Genomic DNA, 21,003 nt, shown 5'->3' with positions numbered 1-21,003 from the left:
AATGAAAAAAATTCTACTTATCTGTTTTTTTGTAACCACTTCGTTATCTGCTCAAGAAGATAAAATACGTGATTTCTTTTGGGGAAAAGACGATCCGCATTCCAAAACAATGACTATTCCTGATAAATGGAAAAACGAATCGGCGGTAATGATTTATAAATATGAATTTCACGATTATCATAAATTCGGATCAAATGTTAATTATACTTCTGCTTTGCGTAATAGAGTAAAATTGCTCGATGAAGCTGCGGTAAAAGAGTATTCTGAATTCACATTTAAAGAACGATTTTCTTCAGACAAAGGCTGGAGCAGACGTGCCGGAAAAAACATTTTAGGCATAAAAGTGGTAAAGCCGGATGGTAAAGAAACAATTATTAATGTAAGCAAAGAAGCCGTTGATGCCGATAAAGAGAAAAAAATTGCCATTCCAAATTTAGAAATTGGCGATATTATTGATTATTATTTGCATTCCGAAGAGCCCTTTAAATCGCAATTGGAAATGGGGTTTGATCCGGTAGAAAGAACCTTGGGCGATGTTTACCCAATTATGGATTACAAGTTAATTTTTCAAACAGAAAATGATTTTTTCTTAAACTTTGCCACCTATAACGGAGCACCGGAACTCAAAGAAATTCCGAGTAATAAGGGTGGCGAACGTCATTATGAATTTGCAGCCAAAGACATTGAAAAAAATGAATTTCCAAGATGGTTTTATCCTTTAATCGAATTGCCTTGTTATAAATTTCAGGTGTTTTTTGCCCGTTCAGGTAAATTTGAAAAAAGAGCAGAAGCCTTTCTTTCGGAAAAAGAAAGTATAGTAAAATCAACCGTTTCTAAAGAAGATGTTTTTAACTATTATAATACAAAATTCAGACCTTACGGAGATTTAGGTCACATTGAAAAATTCCTAAAAGGAAAAAGTTTCAGTTCTGATGAAGAAAAAGTACGAGAAGTTTATTATTTCACAAGACATCAATATTTTACACAATATATAGAAGCTTTTGTTGCGAAAGATGCCAACATTTTCTATCCATTTGATTTATATCCAAATGCTATATTTTTTCAAAAGGAAGAGGAATTTATTAATCACTTCATGGCGTTTCTAAAAGACAACAAGATTCCGTATGATATCGTGATTGGTACAGCTCGTTATAATGGTCCTATTACCGATTTACTGATACAACAGAATATTACCATTCTACTTCGTGTGAATACGGCAAATCCTGTTTACCTTGAATTTTTTACACCTTTTTCTTCTGCAGATCAATTTAATTATCAACTTGAAAACACAAAAGCCTATTTACTTCAAATTTCTAAAAATAAAAAAGTGGTAGATTCTGAGATGATTACACTTCCCGGTTCAACCAAAAAAGACAATATTTCAAGAAGTATAACTAAAATTAAACTTAACGAAGATTTAACCAGCATTAAAGTAGACAGAGAAAATTTTAATTTTGGTCAATACAAACCCAGTGAGCAATCAAATAAATTATACTTTTTTGATTATGTGTATGATGATTATCAAAAATATGGTACTACTTCGTTATTGGAAAAAGTAAAAAACAAAAAGAAAAAAGACCAATATCAAAAAGAATTTGATGCATTAATTGCTAAATATAAAGACAAACAAAAAGAAAACTTTACAAACAGCGTGAAAGAAGAATTTGGTCACGATATAGAAGATTATACCATGGATGTTGAAAATTCAGGAAGATTTGGAAGTAAAGAACCAATGGCGTACAAAGAATCTTTCACAATAAAAGACCATTATATCAAAAAAGCCGGCAATAATATAATTCTGGAAGTAGGAAAGTTTTTAACTTCTCAGATTGAACTTTCTGAAAAAGAAAAAAACAGAACAAACAACGTTTATATGAGCTTTCCAAGACAAATTGAACATGAAATTCAGTTTGAAATACCGGAAGGTTACACTGCTTCGGGGTTGGATAAATTTAATAAAAATGCAGAAAATGAAACCGGCGGATTTGTGAGTTCAGTTTCGCAAAATGGAAATTTAATTACCATCAAAACTACAAAATCATATAACAATTATTACGAACCAAACAGCAATTGGAACAAGATGATTGACTTTTTAGAAGATGCTTTTCAGTTTACTCAGGAAAAAATTCTGTTGAAAAAGAATTAAAATTAAATGCCCCGTTCGATTTAAACGGGGCATTTTTTTTATCTACTCAAATACATTTTTCTTCTCGAATACAATTCATAGAATTGATCGTCTTTCAAATCTTCAATAAACAGAATACTTTCTCCCGTTGATTTCATTTCCGGGCCTAATTTTTTGTTTACGCCGTGAAACTTACCAAAAGAAAAAACAGGTTGTTTGATGGCATATCCTTTAAGTTGTGGATTAAAAGTAAAATCGGTTACTTTATTTTCACCTAACATTACTTTTGTAGCATAGTTTACATACGGTTCACCATAGGCTTTTGCAATAAAAGGAACTGTGCGAGATGCTCTTGGATTTGCTTCGATAATGTAAACGGTGTCGTCTTTAATGGCAAATTGAATATTGATTAATCCAACCGTTTTTAAAGCCAATGCAATCTTTTTTGTATGATCTTTTATCTGTTGCATCACAAATTCACCTAAATTAAACGGTGGTAAAGTGGCATTACTATCTCCTGAATGCACACCACAAGGCTCAATGTGCTCCATGATTCCGATGATGTAGACATTTTCTCCATCGCAAATGGCATCGGCTTCGGCTTCAATTGCTCCATCTAAATAATGATCTAAAAGCAATTTGTTTCCCGGAATATTTTTTAATAAATCAATTACATGTTCCTCTAATTCTTGCTTGTTGATGACGATTTTCATTCCTTGTCCGCCTAATACATAAGAAGGTCTAACCAACAACGGAAAATCTAAAACATCAGCCAAAGCGGAAGCTTGATCGGCATTTTCAGCCACACCAAATTGTGGAAAAGGTATTTTTAATTCGGATAAAAGTTCAGAAAAACGTCCTCTATCTTCAGCCAAATCCAACGCATCAAAACTAGTTCCGATGATTTTTATACCGTAACGATCTAGTTTTTCAGCTAATTTCAAAGCCGTTTGTCCTCCTAATTGAACAATCACTCCTTCCGGTTTTTCGTGTCGGATGATGTCATAAATATGTTCCCAAAAAACAGGTTCAAAGTATAGTTTATCGGCTGTGTCAAAATCGGTTGAAACGGTTTCCGGATTGCAATTGATCATAATTGTTTCATAGCCACATTCTTTGGCTGCCAAAACGCCGTGAACACAAGAATAATCAAATTCGATTCCTTGACCAATTCGGTTTGGACCTGAACCAAGGACAATAATTTTTTTCTTTTCTGATACTACGCTTTCGTTGTGAACATATTTTTCGCCTTCAGCAGTTTCAATTTCAGCCTCAAAAGTGGAATAATAATAAGGTGTTTGAGCTTTAAATTCTGCCGCACACGTATCAACTAATTTATACACACGACTAATTGATAATTCTTCTCTTTTGGTATAAACCTGACTTTCTAAACAACGAATCATATGAGCGATTTGTCTGTCTGCAAAACCTTTTTGTTTCGCTTCAAGCAACAATTCTTTCGGTAAAGTTTCGACAGAATATTTAGAAATTTCTTTTTCTAATAAATGAAGTTCTTCATATTGTTTTAAAAACCACATATCAATTTTAGTGATTTCATGAATTCTACTCAAAGGAATTCCGATTTGAATAGCATCATAAATCACAAAAACGCGATCCCAACTGGCATACGTCAGTTTTTCAATGATTTGTTCGTAATTTTTATATCCTTTCCCATCGGCACCCAAACCATTTCTTTTAATTTCAAGTGATTGGGTAGCTTTATGAAGAGCTTCTTGGAACGAACGACCAATTCCCATCACTTCACCAACCGATTTCATTTGAAGACCTAATGTTCTGTCTGCTCCTTCAAATTTATCAAAATTCCATCTCGGAATCTTCACAATTACATAGTCTAATGTTGGTTCAAAAAGTGCCGAAGTAGATTTGGTAATTTGGTTTTGAAGTTCATCCAAATGATAACCTAAAGCTAATTTAGATGCAATTTTAGCAATTGGATAACCCGTCGCTTTTGATGCTAATGCCGAAGATCTTGAAACACGTGGATTGATTTCAATCGCCACTATATCCTCTTTTTCATCAGGAGAAACGGCAAATTGTACGTTACATCCTCCGGCAAAATTTCCGATACTTCGCATCATCAAAATCGCCATATCTCGCATTTTCTGGAAAGTTGTATCCGATAAAGTCATCGCCGGAGCAACAGTAATACTATCTCCGGTATGAATTCCCATCGGATCCATATTTTCAATCGAACAAATAATAACAACATTATCATTTTGATCGCGAAGTAATTCTAACTCATATTCTTTCCAACCCAATAAAGCCTTGTCAATCAACACTTCGTGAATAGGTGAAGCTTCTAAACCTCTGGTTAATAATTCGTCAAATTCTTCTTTATTATGAACAAATGCAGCACCTGAACCACCTAAAGTGAATGAAGGACGAATCACCAATGGAAATCCGAATTCTTGAGCAATTTCTTTTCCTTTTAAGAAAGAAGTGGCAATTTTTGCCGGTGCTGCTCCTACTCCAATTCGCTCTAATAATTGTTTAAACTGCTCTCTGTCTTCCGTAATATTGATGGCATTGATGTCAACGCCAATTAATCTTACATTAAAATCGGCCCAAATTCCTTTTTCTTCGGCTTCTAAACATAAATTTAAGGCTGTTTGACCTCCCATAGTTGGAAGAACCGCATCAATATTTGGATGCTTTTTTAGAATTTCGATAATAGATTTTGTCGTTAATGGCAGTAAATAAACATGATCGGCCATGGATGGGTCGGTCATAATAGTTGCCGGATTGGAGTTTATTAAAATAACTTCAATTCCTTCTTCTCTAATGGAACGTGCGGATTGTGAACCGGCGTAATCAAATTCGCAAGCTTGCCCAATAACAATTGGGCCGGAACCTATGATTAATACCGATTTTATTGAATGATCTTTAGGCATATTGTTGTGTTATAGTAGTTTAGTTGTTTTTTGAGATGACAAGTTATAAAAAAAAGGCGTTACTAAAAAAAGTAACGCCTTTATTATGATTATTGCTAATCATTATTTTTTGTGTCTTGGTTCGCAGGAAACAGTCAATTTGTGTCTTCCTTTAGCTCTTCTTCGAGCAAGGACTTTTCTACCATTTGCAGTAGCCATTCTATCCATAAACCCGTGTTTATTTCTTCTTTTTCTTTTCGATGGTTGAAACGTTCTCTTACTCATTGTTTTGTATCTTTAAAATCGTGTATAATTTTCTTGTGTTGGGTTTCCTAAAAACCGAGTGCAAATATACAAAGACTTTTTTTTCTCACAAGCAGTTTTATAAAAATATTTTCAATTCGTTTTATTACCTTTGCAAACACAAAAAACAAAGTCATAATTATGTTTCACAAAAATATCAAATTAGTTCTTGCTGCGGTTCTTGTAGCCCTTGGAATTTGGCAGTTTACCGAAAATAATATCGGTAATGGTATCTTTCTTATTCTGTTAACTGTATTTCCAATTTTTTTATACTTTAAAAACGAATTTATTCTTTTAGCCTTCCTAAAGTTGAGAAAACAAGATTTTGCAGGTGCTAAAAATTGGTTAGACAAGATAAAAAGTCCTGAAACTGCTTTAGTAAAGAAGCAACAAGGCTATTATAATTACCTTCACGGATTGATGCTTTCACAAACAAATTTGAATCAAGCAGAGAAATTCTTTAAAAAAGCAATTGAATTGGGCTTATCAATGGATATGGATTTAGCAGTAGCAAAATTAAATTTAGCCGGAATTGCCATGTCAAGAAGAAGAAAAATTGAAGCAACCAATTTATTAAACGAAGCTAACAAGCTCGACAAACAAAATATGCTGAAAGAACAAATCACGATGATGAAACAGCAGCTGAAGAAAATATAATTCAAAATAAAACTTAATATATTTAAAAATCGATTTGTAACTAAATACAAATCGATTTTTTTTATCGTTATAATTCAAATACCACTAAATAAAATTTAAGCTCAAGCACACACAATTGTATTCAATTTATATTCAATACATCATTTTTAAATTTATACTAAGTTATTCTGTAAAAAGAAAACGTTATAGTTATTAAAACATCCGAAAAAATAACTATACATTACCTATACAAAAGCTAAAGAACACATTGTACACTATGCCTGTAAAAACTAATAATAATCACTAAACATTACATTATTAAAGTCTTTTCAAGAAGTTGTAAAAATAAAAAACAATGTATAGTTAAAATATATAAAAGTGCAACATTCGTAATTAATTAATGGTTAAATTTGGAATTATCAAATATTAACTCAAAAAAATAAATATTATGAAAAAAATTACTTTTTTAATTTTCATTTTAACTGCATCGTTTGGATTTTCACAGAATCTAATTACGAACGGCGATTTTGAAAGTGGCACCGCAGGTTGGTCCGGAAATGCTCTAAACGTTGTAACTGAAGGTGAAAATAGCTACAATGCAGCAAATGTTGTAGCGGCAGGAAATCCATGGGATGTTAACTTAAGTTATGTATTTCCTATGAACACAGCTGGAACAGCATATAAATTAACTTTCCAAGCTTTTTCAGACACAAACAGAACAATGATAGCCGGAATTGGTTTGAATGAAGGTCCTTTTACAAGTATGACCCAAACCATTAATCTAACTGCAACACCTCAAACATTTGAATTAACATTAATCTCAAATTTTGCAAATGCAAATAGTCGGATCATATTTGATATGGGAGCTGCTATAGGATTTGTTGGTATTGATGATGTTATGTTAGAAATTGTTACTACAACTTGTAATAATGGCATTCAAGATGGCGATGAAACAGGTGTAGATTGTGGCGGAACTTGTCCTCCATGTTTAGTTCTACCTACAACAGCAGCACCTACACCTCCAAATAGACCAGCAGCAGATGTTGTTTCTATCTTTAGTGATGCTTATACAAACATAGGTTTTGATAATTTTGACGCAGGATGGTGCGGAGGAGCAGCAACAACTCTTGTAATGATAGAAGGAAATAATACATTACAAAAAAATCCAGGTGTTGTTTGTCACGGAATTGATTTTCAAACAAACAGACAAAACTTAACTGAATTTACACATATCCATTTTGATTTTTATATCACTGATACTGATTTAACTGGAGATGTTTTCAATGTGAAATTGGTTAATTTCAATGGTGGAAATGCTGAAAGCTCAGCTTTAGAAGTAAATATCAATGGCGGAACAACTCCACAATTAGTTGCCAATCAATGGGTTTCTGTTGATGTGCCAATTACTGCTCTTGGTGGTGTGGTTGCAGGAAGTTTAGCTAGAAACGATGTTGCTCAAATCGGTATTACTACTGCAATGGTTGACAATGTTTGGTATGACAACATTTATTTACACAAAAATACATTAAGCGTTTCAAATTTTGAAACAGCAAAAATCAAAATGTATCCAAATCCAGCAACTACTAATTTTACAATTGAAGCACAAGACTTAGTAAGCTCTATAAATGTTTATAATGTATTAGGTCAAGAAGTAATTAAAAACAATCCTAACAATAATCAAGCAACAGTAGATATTTCAAGCCTTCAGGTTGGAGTTTATGTTGTAAAAGCTACGATTAATGGAGCTGTTTCAACTTCAAGAATTATCAAACAATAAATTTAGAAATAGTATTAAAGGCTGCCAACACAAATTTGGCAGCCTTTTTTTATTAATCTAAGTAAAGAAATTGAACTCTTTTAGTTGAATTTACTCAGCTAATTTCTAAATAGTGAAAGGTAAATAGTCAAATATTATTCTGAAAAACAACTATTTCTAAAAGCTATAAATTTCAAGCTAAACACATTTAAAACAAGGTTTCTGATTATTGTTTGCGAAACAACCAAATCTTTTAAAAAATATCAACAAACTTAGTATCTAAAACTTAACAAAAAGCCAAATTAAAACTATACACAACCTCAACATTAACGTTTGAATCCTTTAAAATAAAGCATTAAAAACTATTTATTCATTTTTAATTTATGCTAATCAAATTGTTTCAAATTATTAAAAAAATAGTATTAATTCATTAAAATAAATAATTGTTACACATCTATTTTTAGACTGTTTAGATGCTTATCATTAGGCATTTATACAAAAATTAAAAAATAATTTTAAATCAAAATTCAACTTTAAAGTAAACATTCTTTTTAAACGAATTAAATCAACCTTACAAGCTTGATTTGTGTAAATAAGATAAAACTGGTTTATAATTTTTTAATTTTTAGTGCTGTGTATATTTTTTGTTGAGGTTAATTTATCAATAATGTAATATTTCATTACTATTTTTATAAAATCAAAAATTTAACTAATAACTTTTTACATATTTCATTAATCCTTTTTAATCTAACAAACCAAATGAAAAAAATAATTTTATTACTCCTATTTTGGTGTTATTCACAATCTATTTTTTCGCAAACAGAAAAAGTATATGTCGATACGAATAATTCTCAAATGAAACTTAAAGTCGATGGAAAAGATTTTATGGTAAATGGAATGAATTGGGATTACTTCCCGGTCGGAACTAATTATTCCTACAGCTTATGGAATCAACCTGATGATTTGATCCAAGAAGCTTTAGATGAAGAAATGGGACTGCTTAAAAACATGGGAGTAAATTCTATTCGTGTTTACACAGGAATTCCAAAAAAATGGATTGAATATATTCATACAAATTATGGAATTTATACCATGTTAAACCATTCATTCGGAAGATACGGCTTAACATTAGATGGTGTTTGGACTCCAAATACTGAATATAGCAACGCTAAAACCAAAAAATTACTTTTAGAAGAAGTAAAACAAGTAGCATCCGAATATAAAGATACAAAAGGTCTCTTGTTATTTTTATTAGGTAACGAAAATAATTATGGTTTGTTTTGGGATGGTGCCGAAACAGAAAACATTCCAATTGAAGACAGAAAATCAACTGTTAGAGCTAGATCAATGTATAAACTATTTAATGAAGCTGCCTTGGCCATGAAAGCTATTGACCCAAATCATCCGGTGGCTTTGTGTAATGGTGATTTACTTTTCTTAGATTTAATTGCTCAAGAATGTAAAGACGTAGATATTTTTGGAACAAACGTTTATAGAGGAGTTTCCTTTGGCGATTTGTTTGATCGCGTTAAAAAAGAATATGGTAAACCTGTACTTTTTACAGAATTTGGTGCAGATGCTTTCAACGTAATTACCAATCAAGAGGATCAAAAGTCGCAAGCTTATTATTTAAAAGGAAATTGGAAAGAAATATATGAAAACGCTGCCGGTCTAGGAAAAGCAGGAAACTCATTAGGTGGTTATACCTTTCAATTTAGTGATGGTTGGTGGAAATTTGGTCAAACATCCGGTTTAGATGTTCACGATACAAACGCTTCGTGGTCAAATGGTGGTTATCAAAAAGATTTTACAGAAGGCGAAAATAATATGAACGAAGAATGGTTCGGAATTTGTGCCAAAGGACCTACAAATGAAAAAGGATTATATCAATTATATCCACGTGCAGCCTACTATTTATTGAAAGATTTACATAAATTCGACCCATATGCACCTGGAGCTAATCAAGAAAGTATTAATTTACATTTTGGAGATGCACAAATCATGGATGCAGCCTTGAGAGCAAGAGGCGACAAAGCAGCCATGGGAGGTAATGATTCACAGATTTTAAGAATAAGCAATCTTAGAGCAGAGTTTACCACTTTTAATACAGGCGGAAGCTTAATTACAACGCCAAAATCAGATGATCCGGAAACAACAGGTTATCCTAATCGATTGGGCTTTGATCACATGCAATCTTATTTTATTGGAGTTGAAGGAAAACCTTCTGCAAATATGACAGCCAATGTAAATGTAAATATTTTAGGTCGCGTGGCCGAAAATCCTATCAATGAAATTTTCTATGAAAACAGAGGTAGAGCTCAAAATGTTGTTACAACAGACGGTACAGTACTATCCACTGACATCAATAGAGTACAAATTTACAATGCTTCGTATAATTGGAATGCAAAAGATTTTGATTTAAGAGGTTTCTACAGAGTAGGTCATTATCATTGGGGTTACGAAGGCGATTTCTTTGGTCTTTATCCTGAAGCAAATTACGGCCCCAACTTAGACATATACAACGGTGAAACTCTTGGTTTTGAAGTTGATGGAAAAAGAAGCCTAAAAGGATTAAAAGCCGCTTTCGGACCACAATTATGGTGGGGAGCAAACCCGGCTTATTTATTGAAATATGCTAAACAAATAGGAAAGTTTAATGTGGCTGCCGTTTACCACGAAGATATTAATCAAGCTGAAGTTTCTGAATCAGTTTCATCCATCGCATTTCCAATACCAAAAACACGAAGAGCTACTATTTATGTACAGAGAAAAATAGGAAGCTTAGGAATCGAATTAGGTGGTATTTGGGGAGGAGAACCATTAAATGGAAGAGAGTTCCAAATAATGGACGGTGATGTTGTAAAAGTTGATAAAATTAATTCGAAAGATAATTGGGGAGGAAAAGCAAAACTTACCTTTTCAAAAGGAAAATTTAATGTTTATACGCAAGGAGCTATTCAAGGTTTAGTTGCCAATGGTGGAGCAGATGCTACGCAAACGTTTACCGGTTGGAGATTGAAAGATACAGGAAGCGGAAACCAAATGAATTTCTTAGCTGGTTTAACTTACAACGTAAATACAAATTTTCAAATTGCACCTAACTTTTTATGGCAAAAACCATTAGTAGAAGCAATGCCAAACGGCGTTGATGCTCCAGGAAGATTAAGAAATATCTTAGACGACCCATTTATTGTTAGAGGAAACCGAGAAACTGTTGGTGGTGAGCTTTTACTTACCTACGACCCTACTCCCGGAACATGGATGTATGACTGGAATAATGATATGACAGAAGATGCAAAATTTGCATTCAGCACAGGTTTTGTTTACCGTCATTTACCAACTACACAAGATGCCGCTATTGGATTTTTATCTAATCGTTCGTCATTTGCATTCGAAAGATCTGCTCCGGCAAAAGATTTATGGGAATCTAATACACGAATTGTTTCTAAATTAACACCTGATTTTGGTTTAATTGCAAACATCTACTTCGGAAACGGACAAGCAAACGGTGATTCCGACAGAACCATCAACAGAATGGGTTATGATTTAAGAGCAATTTACAGAAAAGTAAAAGTTGTTACTTCATTAAAATTAAATGACTGGGGACCATTCGATTACCACAGAGATTTTAACTTAACGTATCCTTTACAAAGTGCTTTAGATATTTCAACCTCTGTTGGAAAACCAAATTGGTTTATTTTACCGGATACAAGAATCGGAATCATGGGAATTTGGCGTTCATTAGATCAATATTCACCTAGATACTCTCCTACTGCTATTCCACCAAACACATTCCCTGCTGTTCCGGAAATTAGCCCGGTTGGTTTCGGAAATGGATCAGAATGGGAAATTAGAACCTACATTCACATAAACATTGGTAAATAATTTTAAAAAATGAAAAAAATGAAAAATATAAAATTTAATTATTTAGGAAAGACTCTTCTTGTTGGGTTGGTGCTAATAACCAATCTAAATTGTGAGAGAGATATATCTGATGATGCAGTACTTGCAACATTTCCAAAAACAGCAGAAATATTTACTGATGATTTTGTTGCCATGGGAGGTAATTTTTATTTGCCATATGGTGGCTCTAAACCAACAGCATTTTCTGTTGATTTAGAACAAGGCTATAATAGCAACTCCTCCATAAGAATTGACGTTCCAAACGCTACAGATCCTGAGGGAGCTTATGCCGGAGCAATTTTTAGAATTGATGGTGAAGGTCGAAATTTAACCGATTACGACGCACTAACCTTTTACGTTAAGGCCTCGCAAGGTGTTACAGTAGGGGAATTCGGTTTTGGTGAAGATTTTTTTGACAATAAATACATTACAACAATAACAAATGTTAGTATTGGAACCAATTGGACAAAAATTATCATTCCAATTCCCGATGCATCAAAATTATTGCAAGAAAGAGGTATGTTCAGGTATGCAGCCGGTACACAAGGAACAAATGGTTTTGGCTATACTATTTGGATAGATGAATTAAAATTTGAAAAATTAGGAACTAATAGTCTTTTATACCCATATATATTAAATGGTCAAAATATAACAATTGATGGCTATTTGGACTCTAATATAGAAATTAATCAATTGGGAGCTGTTTATAGTTTAGCTAATGGTCTAAACGTTAATGTTAATGCAGCACCAAGCTATTTTAGTTTTATTTCTTCAAACGATTTAGTCACAGGACCTTTTCAAAATAATATTTCAACCATAATTTCATCAACTGGAACCGCAGTTGTTACTGCTCAATTAGGTAATGAACTAGCCCAAGGATCTTTAACAATAAATGCAACAGGTGCTTTTGATAACGCACCTGATCCTACTACTAATCCAGCAAATGTTATCTCTATATTTAGTGATTTCTACTCAAGTGTACCAGATTTTAATCCCGGCGTTTTTGCAGGTGGTGGTACAGGAAATATTTCTGTTCAGAATTTTGGAAATAATCAACATTTAAGATATGAAAGCATCGATTTTGTAGGTCTAGGCTGGAATGGCCCCATAGATGTTTCAAGTAAGACTATGGTACATTTAGATGTGCAATTGATTAGTGGTTCAAATTTAGTAATGGAGCTTATAGACTTTGGACCTGATGGTGTTGATAATGGCTTAGGAGGGACTGATGGTACAGCGGGAGGAAACAATATTTCTGGTCAATTACAAGTTGGTCAATGGGTTAGCTTAGATATTCCTTTAAATGCTTTTACTCTTACTACTGGTGGAGGTGGTGCTGGTTCACCTAATCTAAATAACTTAGGCTATGTTGTTTTTGTATCAGGCAACGGTGCTTCTTTCTTAGTTGATAACATCTATTTTTACAATAACTAATACCGAATTAATAAAATGAAAATCACAAATCATAAATATAAACTACTAACCCTTACAGTTTTAGGATTAGTTTTGAGTTTTTCTTCTTGTAATGAAGATGATACACAAACCGTTGTCACCAAGTTCAACTTGGTTATGGAAGATAATTTTGATGTCGATGGAGCTCCAAATCCTGCCATTTGGTCCTATGAAACTGGAAGAGGCACCAATGGCTGGGGAAATAATGAATTACAATTTTATACCGATCGACCGGAAAACGTAATTGTTCAAAATGGCTATTTGATAATCACTGCTAAACAAGAAGCTTTTGGAGGTGCAAATTATACCTCTGCACGATTGAAAACTCAAAATTTATTTGATCAAAAATATGGTCGTTTTGAAGCCCGTATTAAATTACCTCTTGGTCAAGGATTATGGCCTGCCTTTTGGATGCTAGGAAGTAACATTGATCAAGATGGCTGGCCAAAATGCGGAGAAATTGACATCATGGAATACTTAGGAAATAGCCCAACTAAAATTTTAGGAACGCTTCACGGCCCAGGTTTTTCAGGAGCAGAAAGTATCGGTAAAACATATACTTTACGAAATAGTCGATTTGATGATAAGTTTCATGTATTTGGTGTAGAATGGAGCGAAAACCACATCAATTGGTATGTGGATGATGTATTATATAATCAAATTACCAGAAAACAAGTTGAGGATGAAGGTGGAGAATGGGTTTTTAATAATTCATTTTTCATGATACTAAATATGGCAGTGGGCGGAGATTTACCGGGTAGTCCAAATGCTAATACATCATTTCCTCAAAGAATGCTTGTAGATTATGTTAGAGTTTATCAATAAAATTATAAATATAAAATCATGAACAAATCAATAAAAATAGTTAGCATACTATTCGTTTTCATAAGTTTTTTCGCCTGCGATAGTGATGATGACTCAGTTCAAAATGACGTTCTAAGTGCTCGATATACATATATTAGAGAAGCTGCACAAGGTGTGATTACATTTATTAATACTTCTGAAAACGCAGATAGTTATGAATGGAATTTTGGAGACGGAACAAGTTCAATAGCCAAGAATCCTGAAAAAACGTTTACAGAAACTGGCGAATATACTGTTACTCTTACCGCCAAAAATAATAGTACAGGTGCTACAAATTCTTTTAGCAGTACCGTTTCTATTGAAGTTTTTCAAGGAGGATTAGTAACCAATGGCGATTTTGAAAGTGGTACTGCACCTTGGACTCTTGGCGTTGCAAATCCAATAGCTCCTTCCCTATTAGTATCTGAAAATGGAAATACCTATTTTTCTGTTAATGTTACAGCAGCTGGGAATCCTTTTGATGTTAATCTATCACATGTAGGAATTAACATGACGCAAGGCAGAACGTATAGATTAACTTTTGATGCTTGGTCAGACGTAAATAGAAGTATGGTTGCGGGAATAGGCTTAAGTGGCAACCCATGGACTAATCAAACCGTTGTGCAAAACATAACAACAACTTCCCAAAATTATAGTATTGATTTAGTGGCAAATTTTACAAACAATAATTCCAGAGTAATTTTTGATTTAGGAGCAGCAGTCGGCAGAGTTAATATTGATAATGTAACTTTGAACGAACTCCCTTAATTTTTAATAACAAATAGTAGAAGTAAGTTTTCATCTAAGAAAAATTTACGCGTCTAAGTTCAACTTTAAAATTGACTTAAAGCTGATTTAAACATAAAAAACTAATTACAATCGAACTGATTTTATGCAATTAATTGAAATAAAAGGCGAAAAATATTATAAAATAGAAAACTCCGATGCCATGGGACCTTTTTTCATGAGTATCGTGAGCGATTCCAATCATTGGATGTTTATTTCCAGTAATGGAGGATTAACAGCCGGTAGAAAAAATGCAGAATTCGCCCTCTTTCCCTATTACACCGATGATAAAATAACCGAATTTGCAGATATAACCGGAAGTAAATCAATTTTTCAAATTCATACCAACGAAGAAACACTCATCTGGGAACCATTTTCAGAACGTTTCAACGAAAAATACAACATCAGTAGAAATCTTTACAAGAATACCTACGGCAATAAAATCATTTTTGAAGAAATTTTTCATGATTTGCAACTCACGTTCAGATATCATTGGAATTCAAGCAATGCTTTCGGATTTGTTCGAACTTCAGAAATCATAAACGATTCAAATAAAAATTATAACATCACACTGTTAGACGGAATTCAAAACATTCTTCCTCATGGTGTAGAAAGTGGTTTGCAAGCCACAACCAGCAATTTGGTAGATGCTTACAAACGAAGCGAGTTAGAAGAAAGTAGTGGATTAGGCATTTTTGCATTAAGTGCCATCATCGTTGACAAAGCTGAACCGAGCGAAGCTCTCAAAGCCAACATTGCTTGGTCGTTGGGATTAGAAAATCCAACTTATTTACTATCATCAAAACAAGTCGCAGCTTTCCGAAAAAATCAAAAACCAAAAGTCGAAACAGATGTTAAAGGTGAGAAAGGAGCTTATTTTGTTTCCACTGATTTGAATTTAGAAAGTAATGCTTCTAAAAGTTGGAAAATCATTGCCAATGTCAATCAAAATCAATCTCAAATTATTGAATTGGCCGATGCCATTTGCAACGATAAAACCATCGAAAAACAAGTTATTGATGATGTTAATCTTGGTACGGAAAATCTAATTGCCTTAAATGCTACGGCAGACGGTTTGCAATTTACTGCCGATTCCCGAAAAGATTCTCGTCATTTTTCCAATGTGTTGTTCAACATCATGCGTGGCGGAATTTTTGACAACAATTATCAAATTGAAAAAAAGGATTTTACCACCTATCTTTCCAAAGCAAATAAACTTGTTTTCGAAAAACATGCTTCATTTTTAAATAATCTTCCTGAAACCTTTGATTATAAGTTCATTCAAGAATTTGCAAACCAAAGCGATGATGCCGATTTAATTCGTCTTTGCACCGAATATCTTCCGCTGAAATTCAGTCGAAGACACGGTGATCCAAGTCGTCCATGGAATAAATTTTCCATCAACACCAAGAGTGAAATTGACGGTTCAAAAATATTAGATTACGAAGGAAATTGGCGAGACATCTTCCAAAACTGGGAAGCCCTAGCCTATGCATTTCCTGATTTTATTGACGGAATGATTCATAAATTTTTGAATGCTTCCACTTTTGATGGCTACAATCCGTATCGCGTAACCAAAAGCGGTTTCGATTGGGAAGCCATAGAACCCGACAATCCTTGGTCATACATTGGTTATTGGGGCGATCATCAAATCATCTATTTATTGAAATTTTTAGAGTTTATCGAAAAATACCAACCCCGTAAATTAAATTCCTATTTTGATAAAGATTGCTTTGTGTACGCTGCCGTTCCTTACATCATAAAATCATACCAAGAAATTCTTCAAAACCCAAAAGACACTATTGGTTATAGCCATGAATGGGAAGCAAAAATTAATAACCGAAAAAGTGTCATTGGTGCAGATGGAGCATTGTTGCGAGACAATAACGACGAGATTTATCATGTCAATTTTATCGAAAAAATTCTGGCTACGGTTTTGGCAAAAATGTCAAACTTTATACCCGAAGCCGGTATTTGGATGAATACCCAACGTCCGGAATGGAACGATGCCAACAATGCGTTGGTTGGAAATGGTGTTTCGATGGTAACCTTATATTATCTGAGAAGATTCTTGAAGTTTTTCGAACAATTATTGGAAAATTCTAACCAAGAAACCATCAAAATTTCAAATGAAATGGTTGAATTTTATCATGCAATCAGAGAAAATCTTTTGGCATTTCAACCGCATCTTTCTTCTTCCATCGATAATGAAAATAGAAAAAAAATATTGGATGCTTTAGGAAATGCTGCTTCCGATTACCGTCATCAAATCTACAACAGTGGATTTTGGGGTAAAAAAAGAACGCACTCCATGGCTGGTTTAAAAACGTTTACGAAAGTAAGTTTAGATTTTATCGATCATGCCATCAAAGCCAATCAACGCCAAGACAAATTGTATCATGCGTATAATTTGATGTCGATTGAAAACAATGGCGTTTCAATTTCCTATTTAGCTGAAATGTTAGAAGGCCAAGTAGCCGTTTTAAGTTCCGGATTTTTAAACGGAAAAGAATCACTTGAAGTACTGAATGCGTTGCGGAATAGTTCGTTATATCGCAAAGACCAAGAAAGTTATATTTTATATCCAAATAAAGAATTACCTAAATTTTTAGAAAAAAATAGCATTCCAAAAGAAAGAGTTGAATCGTCTGAATTGTTGAAAAAACTACTGCAACATCATAATTTTCAATTGATCAATAAAGACATTAAAGGTGGTTATCATTTTAATGGAAATTTCCACAATGCTAATGATGTAAAAAATGCTTTAGAACAATTAGAAAAAGAAGCAGAATATAAAGAATTGGTTCAAAAAGAAGCAGAAACAGTTTTAAACATTTTTGAAGAAGTCTTTAACCATAAAGCGTTTACAGGTCGTTCCGGAACATTCTATGGTTATGAAGGTTTAGGTTCTATTTATTGGCACATGGTTTCAAAATTGCACGTTGCCGTTTCAGAAGTTTGTGAGGCAGCGGTTAAAAACAACGAAAGTCAAGAAGTCATTGATGCCTTAACCGCTCATCATTACGAAATTGGCGAAGGAATTGGCGTTCATAAATCGCCTGAGGTTTACGGAGCTTTTCCAACCGATCCGTATTCGCACACACCATTCAATAAAGGAGCACAACAACCTGGAATGACTGGTCAAGTGAAAGAAGATATTCTTGCCCGAATTAGCGAATTAGGCGTGAAAATGAAAGATGGAAAATTACAATTCCAGCCTGCTTTACTCCAAAAAAAGGAATTTTTATCACACGCTACTGAGGTGACTTTTATTTTGGAAAATAGCAATAAAAAAGTAATGAAGCTTGATGAAAATTCGCTGGCATTTACTGTTTGTCAAGTGCCGATTATTTATAAAATTGACACATCAAATGCTCTGACTGTTTTATATAAAAATGGAACAAAAGAAGCATTTCAAACCTTGGAATTGGATAAAGAAACCAGTGAAAAAATTTTCCAAAGAACCGGTGAAATTGAATCTGTATTCGTTTCATTAACCGAAAATAAGTTACGATAATGAAAAAGTTGATTTACATCATATTCCTCATGGTTCTATCATGTAATCAAAAAGACAATAACAATTTAGTCTCAAAAGAAATTACTGCCCAAATGATTTTAGGAAACGTAAACTATCAAGCTATTTGTTACGGTGGATATCGCACAAATTCTCGCGAAATCCAGCCCACAATTGCTGAAATAAAAGAAGATATAAAACTACTTTCTGCCTTAAACATTAAAGTTTTACGAACCTATAATGTGCATTATGAAGAAGTTTCAAATCTATTAAAAGCCATTACCGAATTAAAAAATGAAGATGCCAATTTTGAAATGTATGTGATGCTTGGTGCTTGGATCGATTGCAAAAATGCGTGGACGGAATTCCCTCCTATTCATCACGAAGAAAGCGAACGAAACGCTATTGAAATTGATGAAGCGGTTCGACTAACCAATCAATATCCTGACATAATTAAAATTATTGCCGTTGGAAATGAAGCAATGGTGAAGTGGGCAACAAGTTATTATGTTACGCCAAACATCATTTTAAAATGGGTGAATCATCTTCAAAATTTGAAGAAAGAAAATAAATTACCCAAAGAAGTTTGGATCACAAGTTCAGACAATTTTGCCTCTTGGGGCGGCGGCGGAAATGAATATCATGTGGAAGATTTGAATCAATTGATAAAAGCTGTTGATTATATTTCAATGCATACGTATCCGATGCATGACACCCATTACAATCCCGTTTTTTGGGGAATTAAAGAAAATGAACAACAGTTGTCTGATAATGAAAAAATTGATGCTGCTATGCTTCGTTCGAGAGATTATGCCATTAGCCAATACGATAGTGTGATGGCTTATATGAAATCAATCGGTGTAAACAAACCAATTCATATTGGCGAAACAGGTTGGGCTACGCAATCAAACGAACATTACGGAAATAACGGTGCAAAAGCTACGGATGAATATAAATCGGCTCAGTTTTACAAGTTGATGCGAGAGTGGAGTAACAATGAAAAAATTTCCTGCTTCTATTTTGAAGCCTTTGACGAAAACTGGAAAGACAGTGACAATCCATTAGGTTCAGAAAATCATTTCGGACTTATTAATTTACAAAACGAAGCCAAATATGCCCTTTGGAATGAAGTGGACAAAGGAACTTTTAAGAGTTTAACCCGAAACGGAAAACCAATTACAAAAACCTATAATGGTGATGAAAAAGCATTGTGGTTGGATGTAAAAATACCTTCATCAATTTTAAAAAACTAAGCAATGAAAAACTGTTTCAACATAAAATTCGATTCAAAATTTTTAACTATTCCGTTACTTATCACCTTTTTTATGGCAAGTTGTTCTGATACTAAAGAAATAGAAATTGAAGTTTATGAAACTTCTGAAGCAGGAAATTCATTAACCAAAATAACTGAATTTTCAGAAATTGAAAATCCGATAATCATCAATATCAATCCGGAAGAAAAATTCCAAACCATTACCGGTTTTGGTGGTTCTTTTACGGAAGCTTCAGCTTATTTACTCAATAAATTAGGCAAAGAAAATAGAAAGAAAATTTTGGATGCATATTTTAGTGAAGAAGGTGCAAAATATTCTTTAACCCGAACGCACATTGCCTCTTGCGATTTTTCATTAAGCAATTACACCTATGCCAAAGTGGAAAACGACACTTTAATGGAACATTTCACCATCGAAGATGATAAAGACGATTTGATTCCGATGATTTTAGAAGCGAAAGCCATTTCTAAAGATGGTTTTAAAATAATCTCTTCGCCTTGGTCGTGCCCGCCCTGGATGAAAGATAACAAAAATTACGTTGGCGGAAAATTATTACCCGAATTCAACGATGCATTTGCCTTATACTTTTCAAAATATTTAGAGGCTTACAAAAAAGAAGGCATCGATATCTGGGGAGTTACTGTTATCAACGAACCTCACGGAAACGGTAACAACTGGGAAAGCACTCATTTTTCACCTGAAGAAATGACACTTTTTGTGCAAAATCATCTCGGACCAAAATTAGAAAAAGATGGCTGGAAGGATGTAAAAATCTTTGGCTACGACCAAAACAGAGCCGGTTTACCGGAATGGGTTGATGCGATGTATAAAAACGAAGAAACCTCAAAATATTTTGCCGGAACCGCCATTCATTGGTATGAAAGCACGTATGATTTTTTTCCGGAACAGTTGCAATATGCTCATAAAAAAGCACCCAACAAATACTTAATTGAAACCGAAGGTTGCGTAGATTCTGAAATTCCACATTGGCAAGATGATGCTTGGTATTGGAAAAAAGAAGCCACCGATTGGGGTTGGGATTGGGCAAGTGCAGAAGACAAGCATTTACATCCAAAATATGCACCGGTTAATCGTTATGCCACTGATATTATTGGCTGTTTGAATAATTGGGTGGATGGTTGGATTGATTGGAATATGGTTTTAGACCGTCAAGGTGGACCAAATTGGTTCAAAAACTGGTGCGTTGCTCCAGTGATTGTTGATCAAGAAAAAGACGAAGTGTATTTCACACCTTTATATTATGTCATGGCTCATTTTAGCAAATTCATGCGTCCTGGAGCTGAAAAAATTGGATGTACGATTAATAATGAAGAGTTGATGACAACTGCAGTTAAAAATCCAGACGGAAGTATTGCTGTCGTTGTTTTTAATCCGACAGAAAAGCCAAAAAGCATTCAATTGAACATTGGAAATCAAATAAAAAACACAACTATAAGTGCAAAAGCATTGCAGACTATAGTTATCAAAATGTAGGTAATAACAAATTAAAACAACAATTT

At 33.7% G+C, this 21,003-nt stretch carries 12 protein-coding genes; 10 read left to right on the top strand and 2 right to left on the bottom strand.

The window, feature by feature from the left end; genetic code table 11:
* Position 1 precedes the first annotated feature (1 nt).
* The gene (locus M0M57_RS10465; RefSeq protein WP_248432984.1) at positions 2–2,146 is read left to right on the top strand and encodes a DUF3857 domain-containing protein; all 2,145 of its coding nucleotides are present in this window, start codon (positions 2–4) and stop codon (positions 2,144–2,146) included.
* 38 nt (positions 2,147–2,184) lie between these two features.
* Here M0M57_RS10465 and carB read toward each other — a convergent pair whose 3' ends face one another.
* Together carB and rpmH are read right to left on the bottom strand one after the other, a co-directional pair.
* Positions 2,185–5,037 (bottom strand): carbamoyl-phosphate synthase large subunit, encoded by a 2,853-nt coding sequence (gene carB / locus M0M57_RS10460; protein WP_248432983.1) that lies wholly within the window; start codon positions 5,035–5,037, stop codon positions 2,185–2,187.
* Positions 5,038–5,139: 102 nt separating this feature from the next.
* Positions 5,140–5,301: a 50S ribosomal protein L34 gene (gene rpmH / locus M0M57_RS10455; protein WP_026710894.1), complete on the bottom strand. Its 162-nt coding sequence runs from the start codon at positions 5,299–5,301 to the stop codon at positions 5,140–5,142.
* A 159-nt stretch (positions 5,302–5,460) separates the two neighbouring features.
* On the opposite strand from rpmH, the gene M0M57_RS10450 reads away from it, so the two are divergent.
* The 9 genes from M0M57_RS10450 to M0M57_RS10410 all read left to right on the top strand — a co-directional run bounded on the left by M0M57_RS10450 (position 5,461) and on the right by M0M57_RS10410 (position 20,977).
* Positions 5,461–5,976, top strand: a complete 516-nt coding sequence (locus tag M0M57_RS10450) for a DUF2892 domain-containing protein (protein ID WP_248432982.1) — start codon at positions 5,461–5,463, stop codon at positions 5,974–5,976.
* A 427-nt stretch (positions 5,977–6,403) separates the two neighbouring features.
* A complete protein-coding gene (locus M0M57_RS10445; RefSeq protein ID WP_248432981.1) occupies positions 6,404–7,732 on the top strand; it encodes a T9SS type A sorting domain-containing protein in 1,329 nt (442 codons plus the stop codon).
* Positions 7,733–8,470: 738 nt separating this feature from the next.
* Positions 8,471–11,596, top strand: a complete 3,126-nt coding sequence (locus M0M57_RS10440; protein ID WP_248432980.1) for a glycoside hydrolase 5 family protein — start codon at positions 8,471–8,473, stop codon at positions 11,594–11,596.
* Positions 11,597–11,614: 18 nt separating this feature from the next.
* Positions 11,615–13,048, top strand: a complete 1,434-nt coding sequence (locus M0M57_RS10435; protein ID WP_248432979.1) for a glycosyl hydrolase family 16 — start codon at positions 11,615–11,617, stop codon at positions 13,046–13,048.
* Between the two features lie 15 nt (positions 13,049–13,063).
* The gene (locus M0M57_RS10430; protein WP_248432978.1) at positions 13,064–13,891 is read left to right on the top strand and encodes a glycoside hydrolase family 16 protein; all 828 of its coding nucleotides are present in this window, start codon (positions 13,064–13,066) and stop codon (positions 13,889–13,891) included.
* Positions 13,892–13,909: 18 nt separating this feature from the next.
* Positions 13,910–14,677 carry a carbohydrate binding domain-containing protein gene (locus tag M0M57_RS10425; protein WP_248432977.1) on the top strand — a complete coding sequence of 256 codons (768 nt, stop codon included), beginning with the start codon at positions 13,910–13,912 and terminating at the stop codon, positions 14,675–14,677.
* 124 nt (positions 14,678–14,801) lie between these two features.
* Positions 14,802–18,212, top strand: coding sequence for a hypothetical protein (locus M0M57_RS10420; RefSeq protein ID WP_248432976.1), 3,411 nt, complete (start codon positions 14,802–14,804; stop codon positions 18,210–18,212).
* Positions 18,212–19,462, top strand: coding sequence for a glycoside hydrolase family 17 protein (locus M0M57_RS10415; RefSeq protein WP_407647431.1), 1,251 nt, complete (start codon positions 18,212–18,214; stop codon positions 19,460–19,462). The genes M0M57_RS10420 and M0M57_RS10415 overlap by 1 nt, the downstream gene beginning before the upstream one ends.
* Positions 19,463–19,534: 72 nt before the next feature.
* On the top strand, positions 19,535–20,977 hold the full coding sequence (locus M0M57_RS10410) for a glycoside hydrolase family 30 protein (RefSeq protein ID WP_248436749.1): 1,443 nt from the start codon (positions 19,535–19,537) through the stop codon (positions 20,975–20,977).
* The last annotated feature ends 26 nt before the right edge of the window (positions 20,978–21,003 follow it).

Source organism: Flavobacterium azooxidireducens, from assembly GCF_023195775.1.
Lineage (GTDB): Bacteria > Bacteroidota > Bacteroidia > Flavobacteriales > Flavobacteriaceae > Flavobacterium > Flavobacterium azooxidireducens.
This window is presented reverse-complemented; position numbering and strand designations above follow the sequence as displayed.

Coding starts and splice junctions, on each gene's coding strand:
- M0M57_RS10465 (WP_248432984.1), top strand. CDS start 2: ATGAAAAAAATTCTACTTATCTGTTTTTTTGTAACCACTTCGTTATCT.
- carB (WP_248432983.1), bottom strand. CDS start 5,037: ATGCCTAAAGATCATTCAATAAAATCGGTATTAATCATAGGTTCCGGC.
- rpmH (WP_026710894.1), bottom strand. CDS start 5,301: ATGAGTAAGAGAACGTTTCAACCATCGAAAAGAAAAAGAAGAAATAAA.
- M0M57_RS10450 (WP_248432982.1), top strand. CDS start 5,461: ATGTTTCACAAAAATATCAAATTAGTTCTTGCTGCGGTTCTTGTAGCC.
- M0M57_RS10445 (WP_248432981.1), top strand. CDS start 6,404: ATGAAAAAAATTACTTTTTTAATTTTCATTTTAACTGCATCGTTTGGA.
- M0M57_RS10440 (WP_248432980.1), top strand. CDS start 8,471: ATGAAAAAAATAATTTTATTACTCCTATTTTGGTGTTATTCACAATCT.
- M0M57_RS10435 (WP_248432979.1), top strand. CDS start 11,615: ATGAAAAATATAAAATTTAATTATTTAGGAAAGACTCTTCTTGTTGGG.
- M0M57_RS10430 (WP_248432978.1), top strand. CDS start 13,064: ATGAAAATCACAAATCATAAATATAAACTACTAACCCTTACAGTTTTA.
- M0M57_RS10425 (WP_248432977.1), top strand. CDS start 13,910: ATGAACAAATCAATAAAAATAGTTAGCATACTATTCGTTTTCATAAGT.
- M0M57_RS10420 (WP_248432976.1), top strand. CDS start 14,802: ATGCAATTAATTGAAATAAAAGGCGAAAAATATTATAAAATAGAAAAC.
- M0M57_RS10415 (WP_407647431.1), top strand. CDS start 18,212: ATGAAAAAGTTGATTTACATCATATTCCTCATGGTTCTATCATGTAAT.
- M0M57_RS10410 (WP_248436749.1), top strand. CDS start 19,535: ATGGCAAGTTGTTCTGATACTAAAGAAATAGAAATTGAAGTTTATGAA.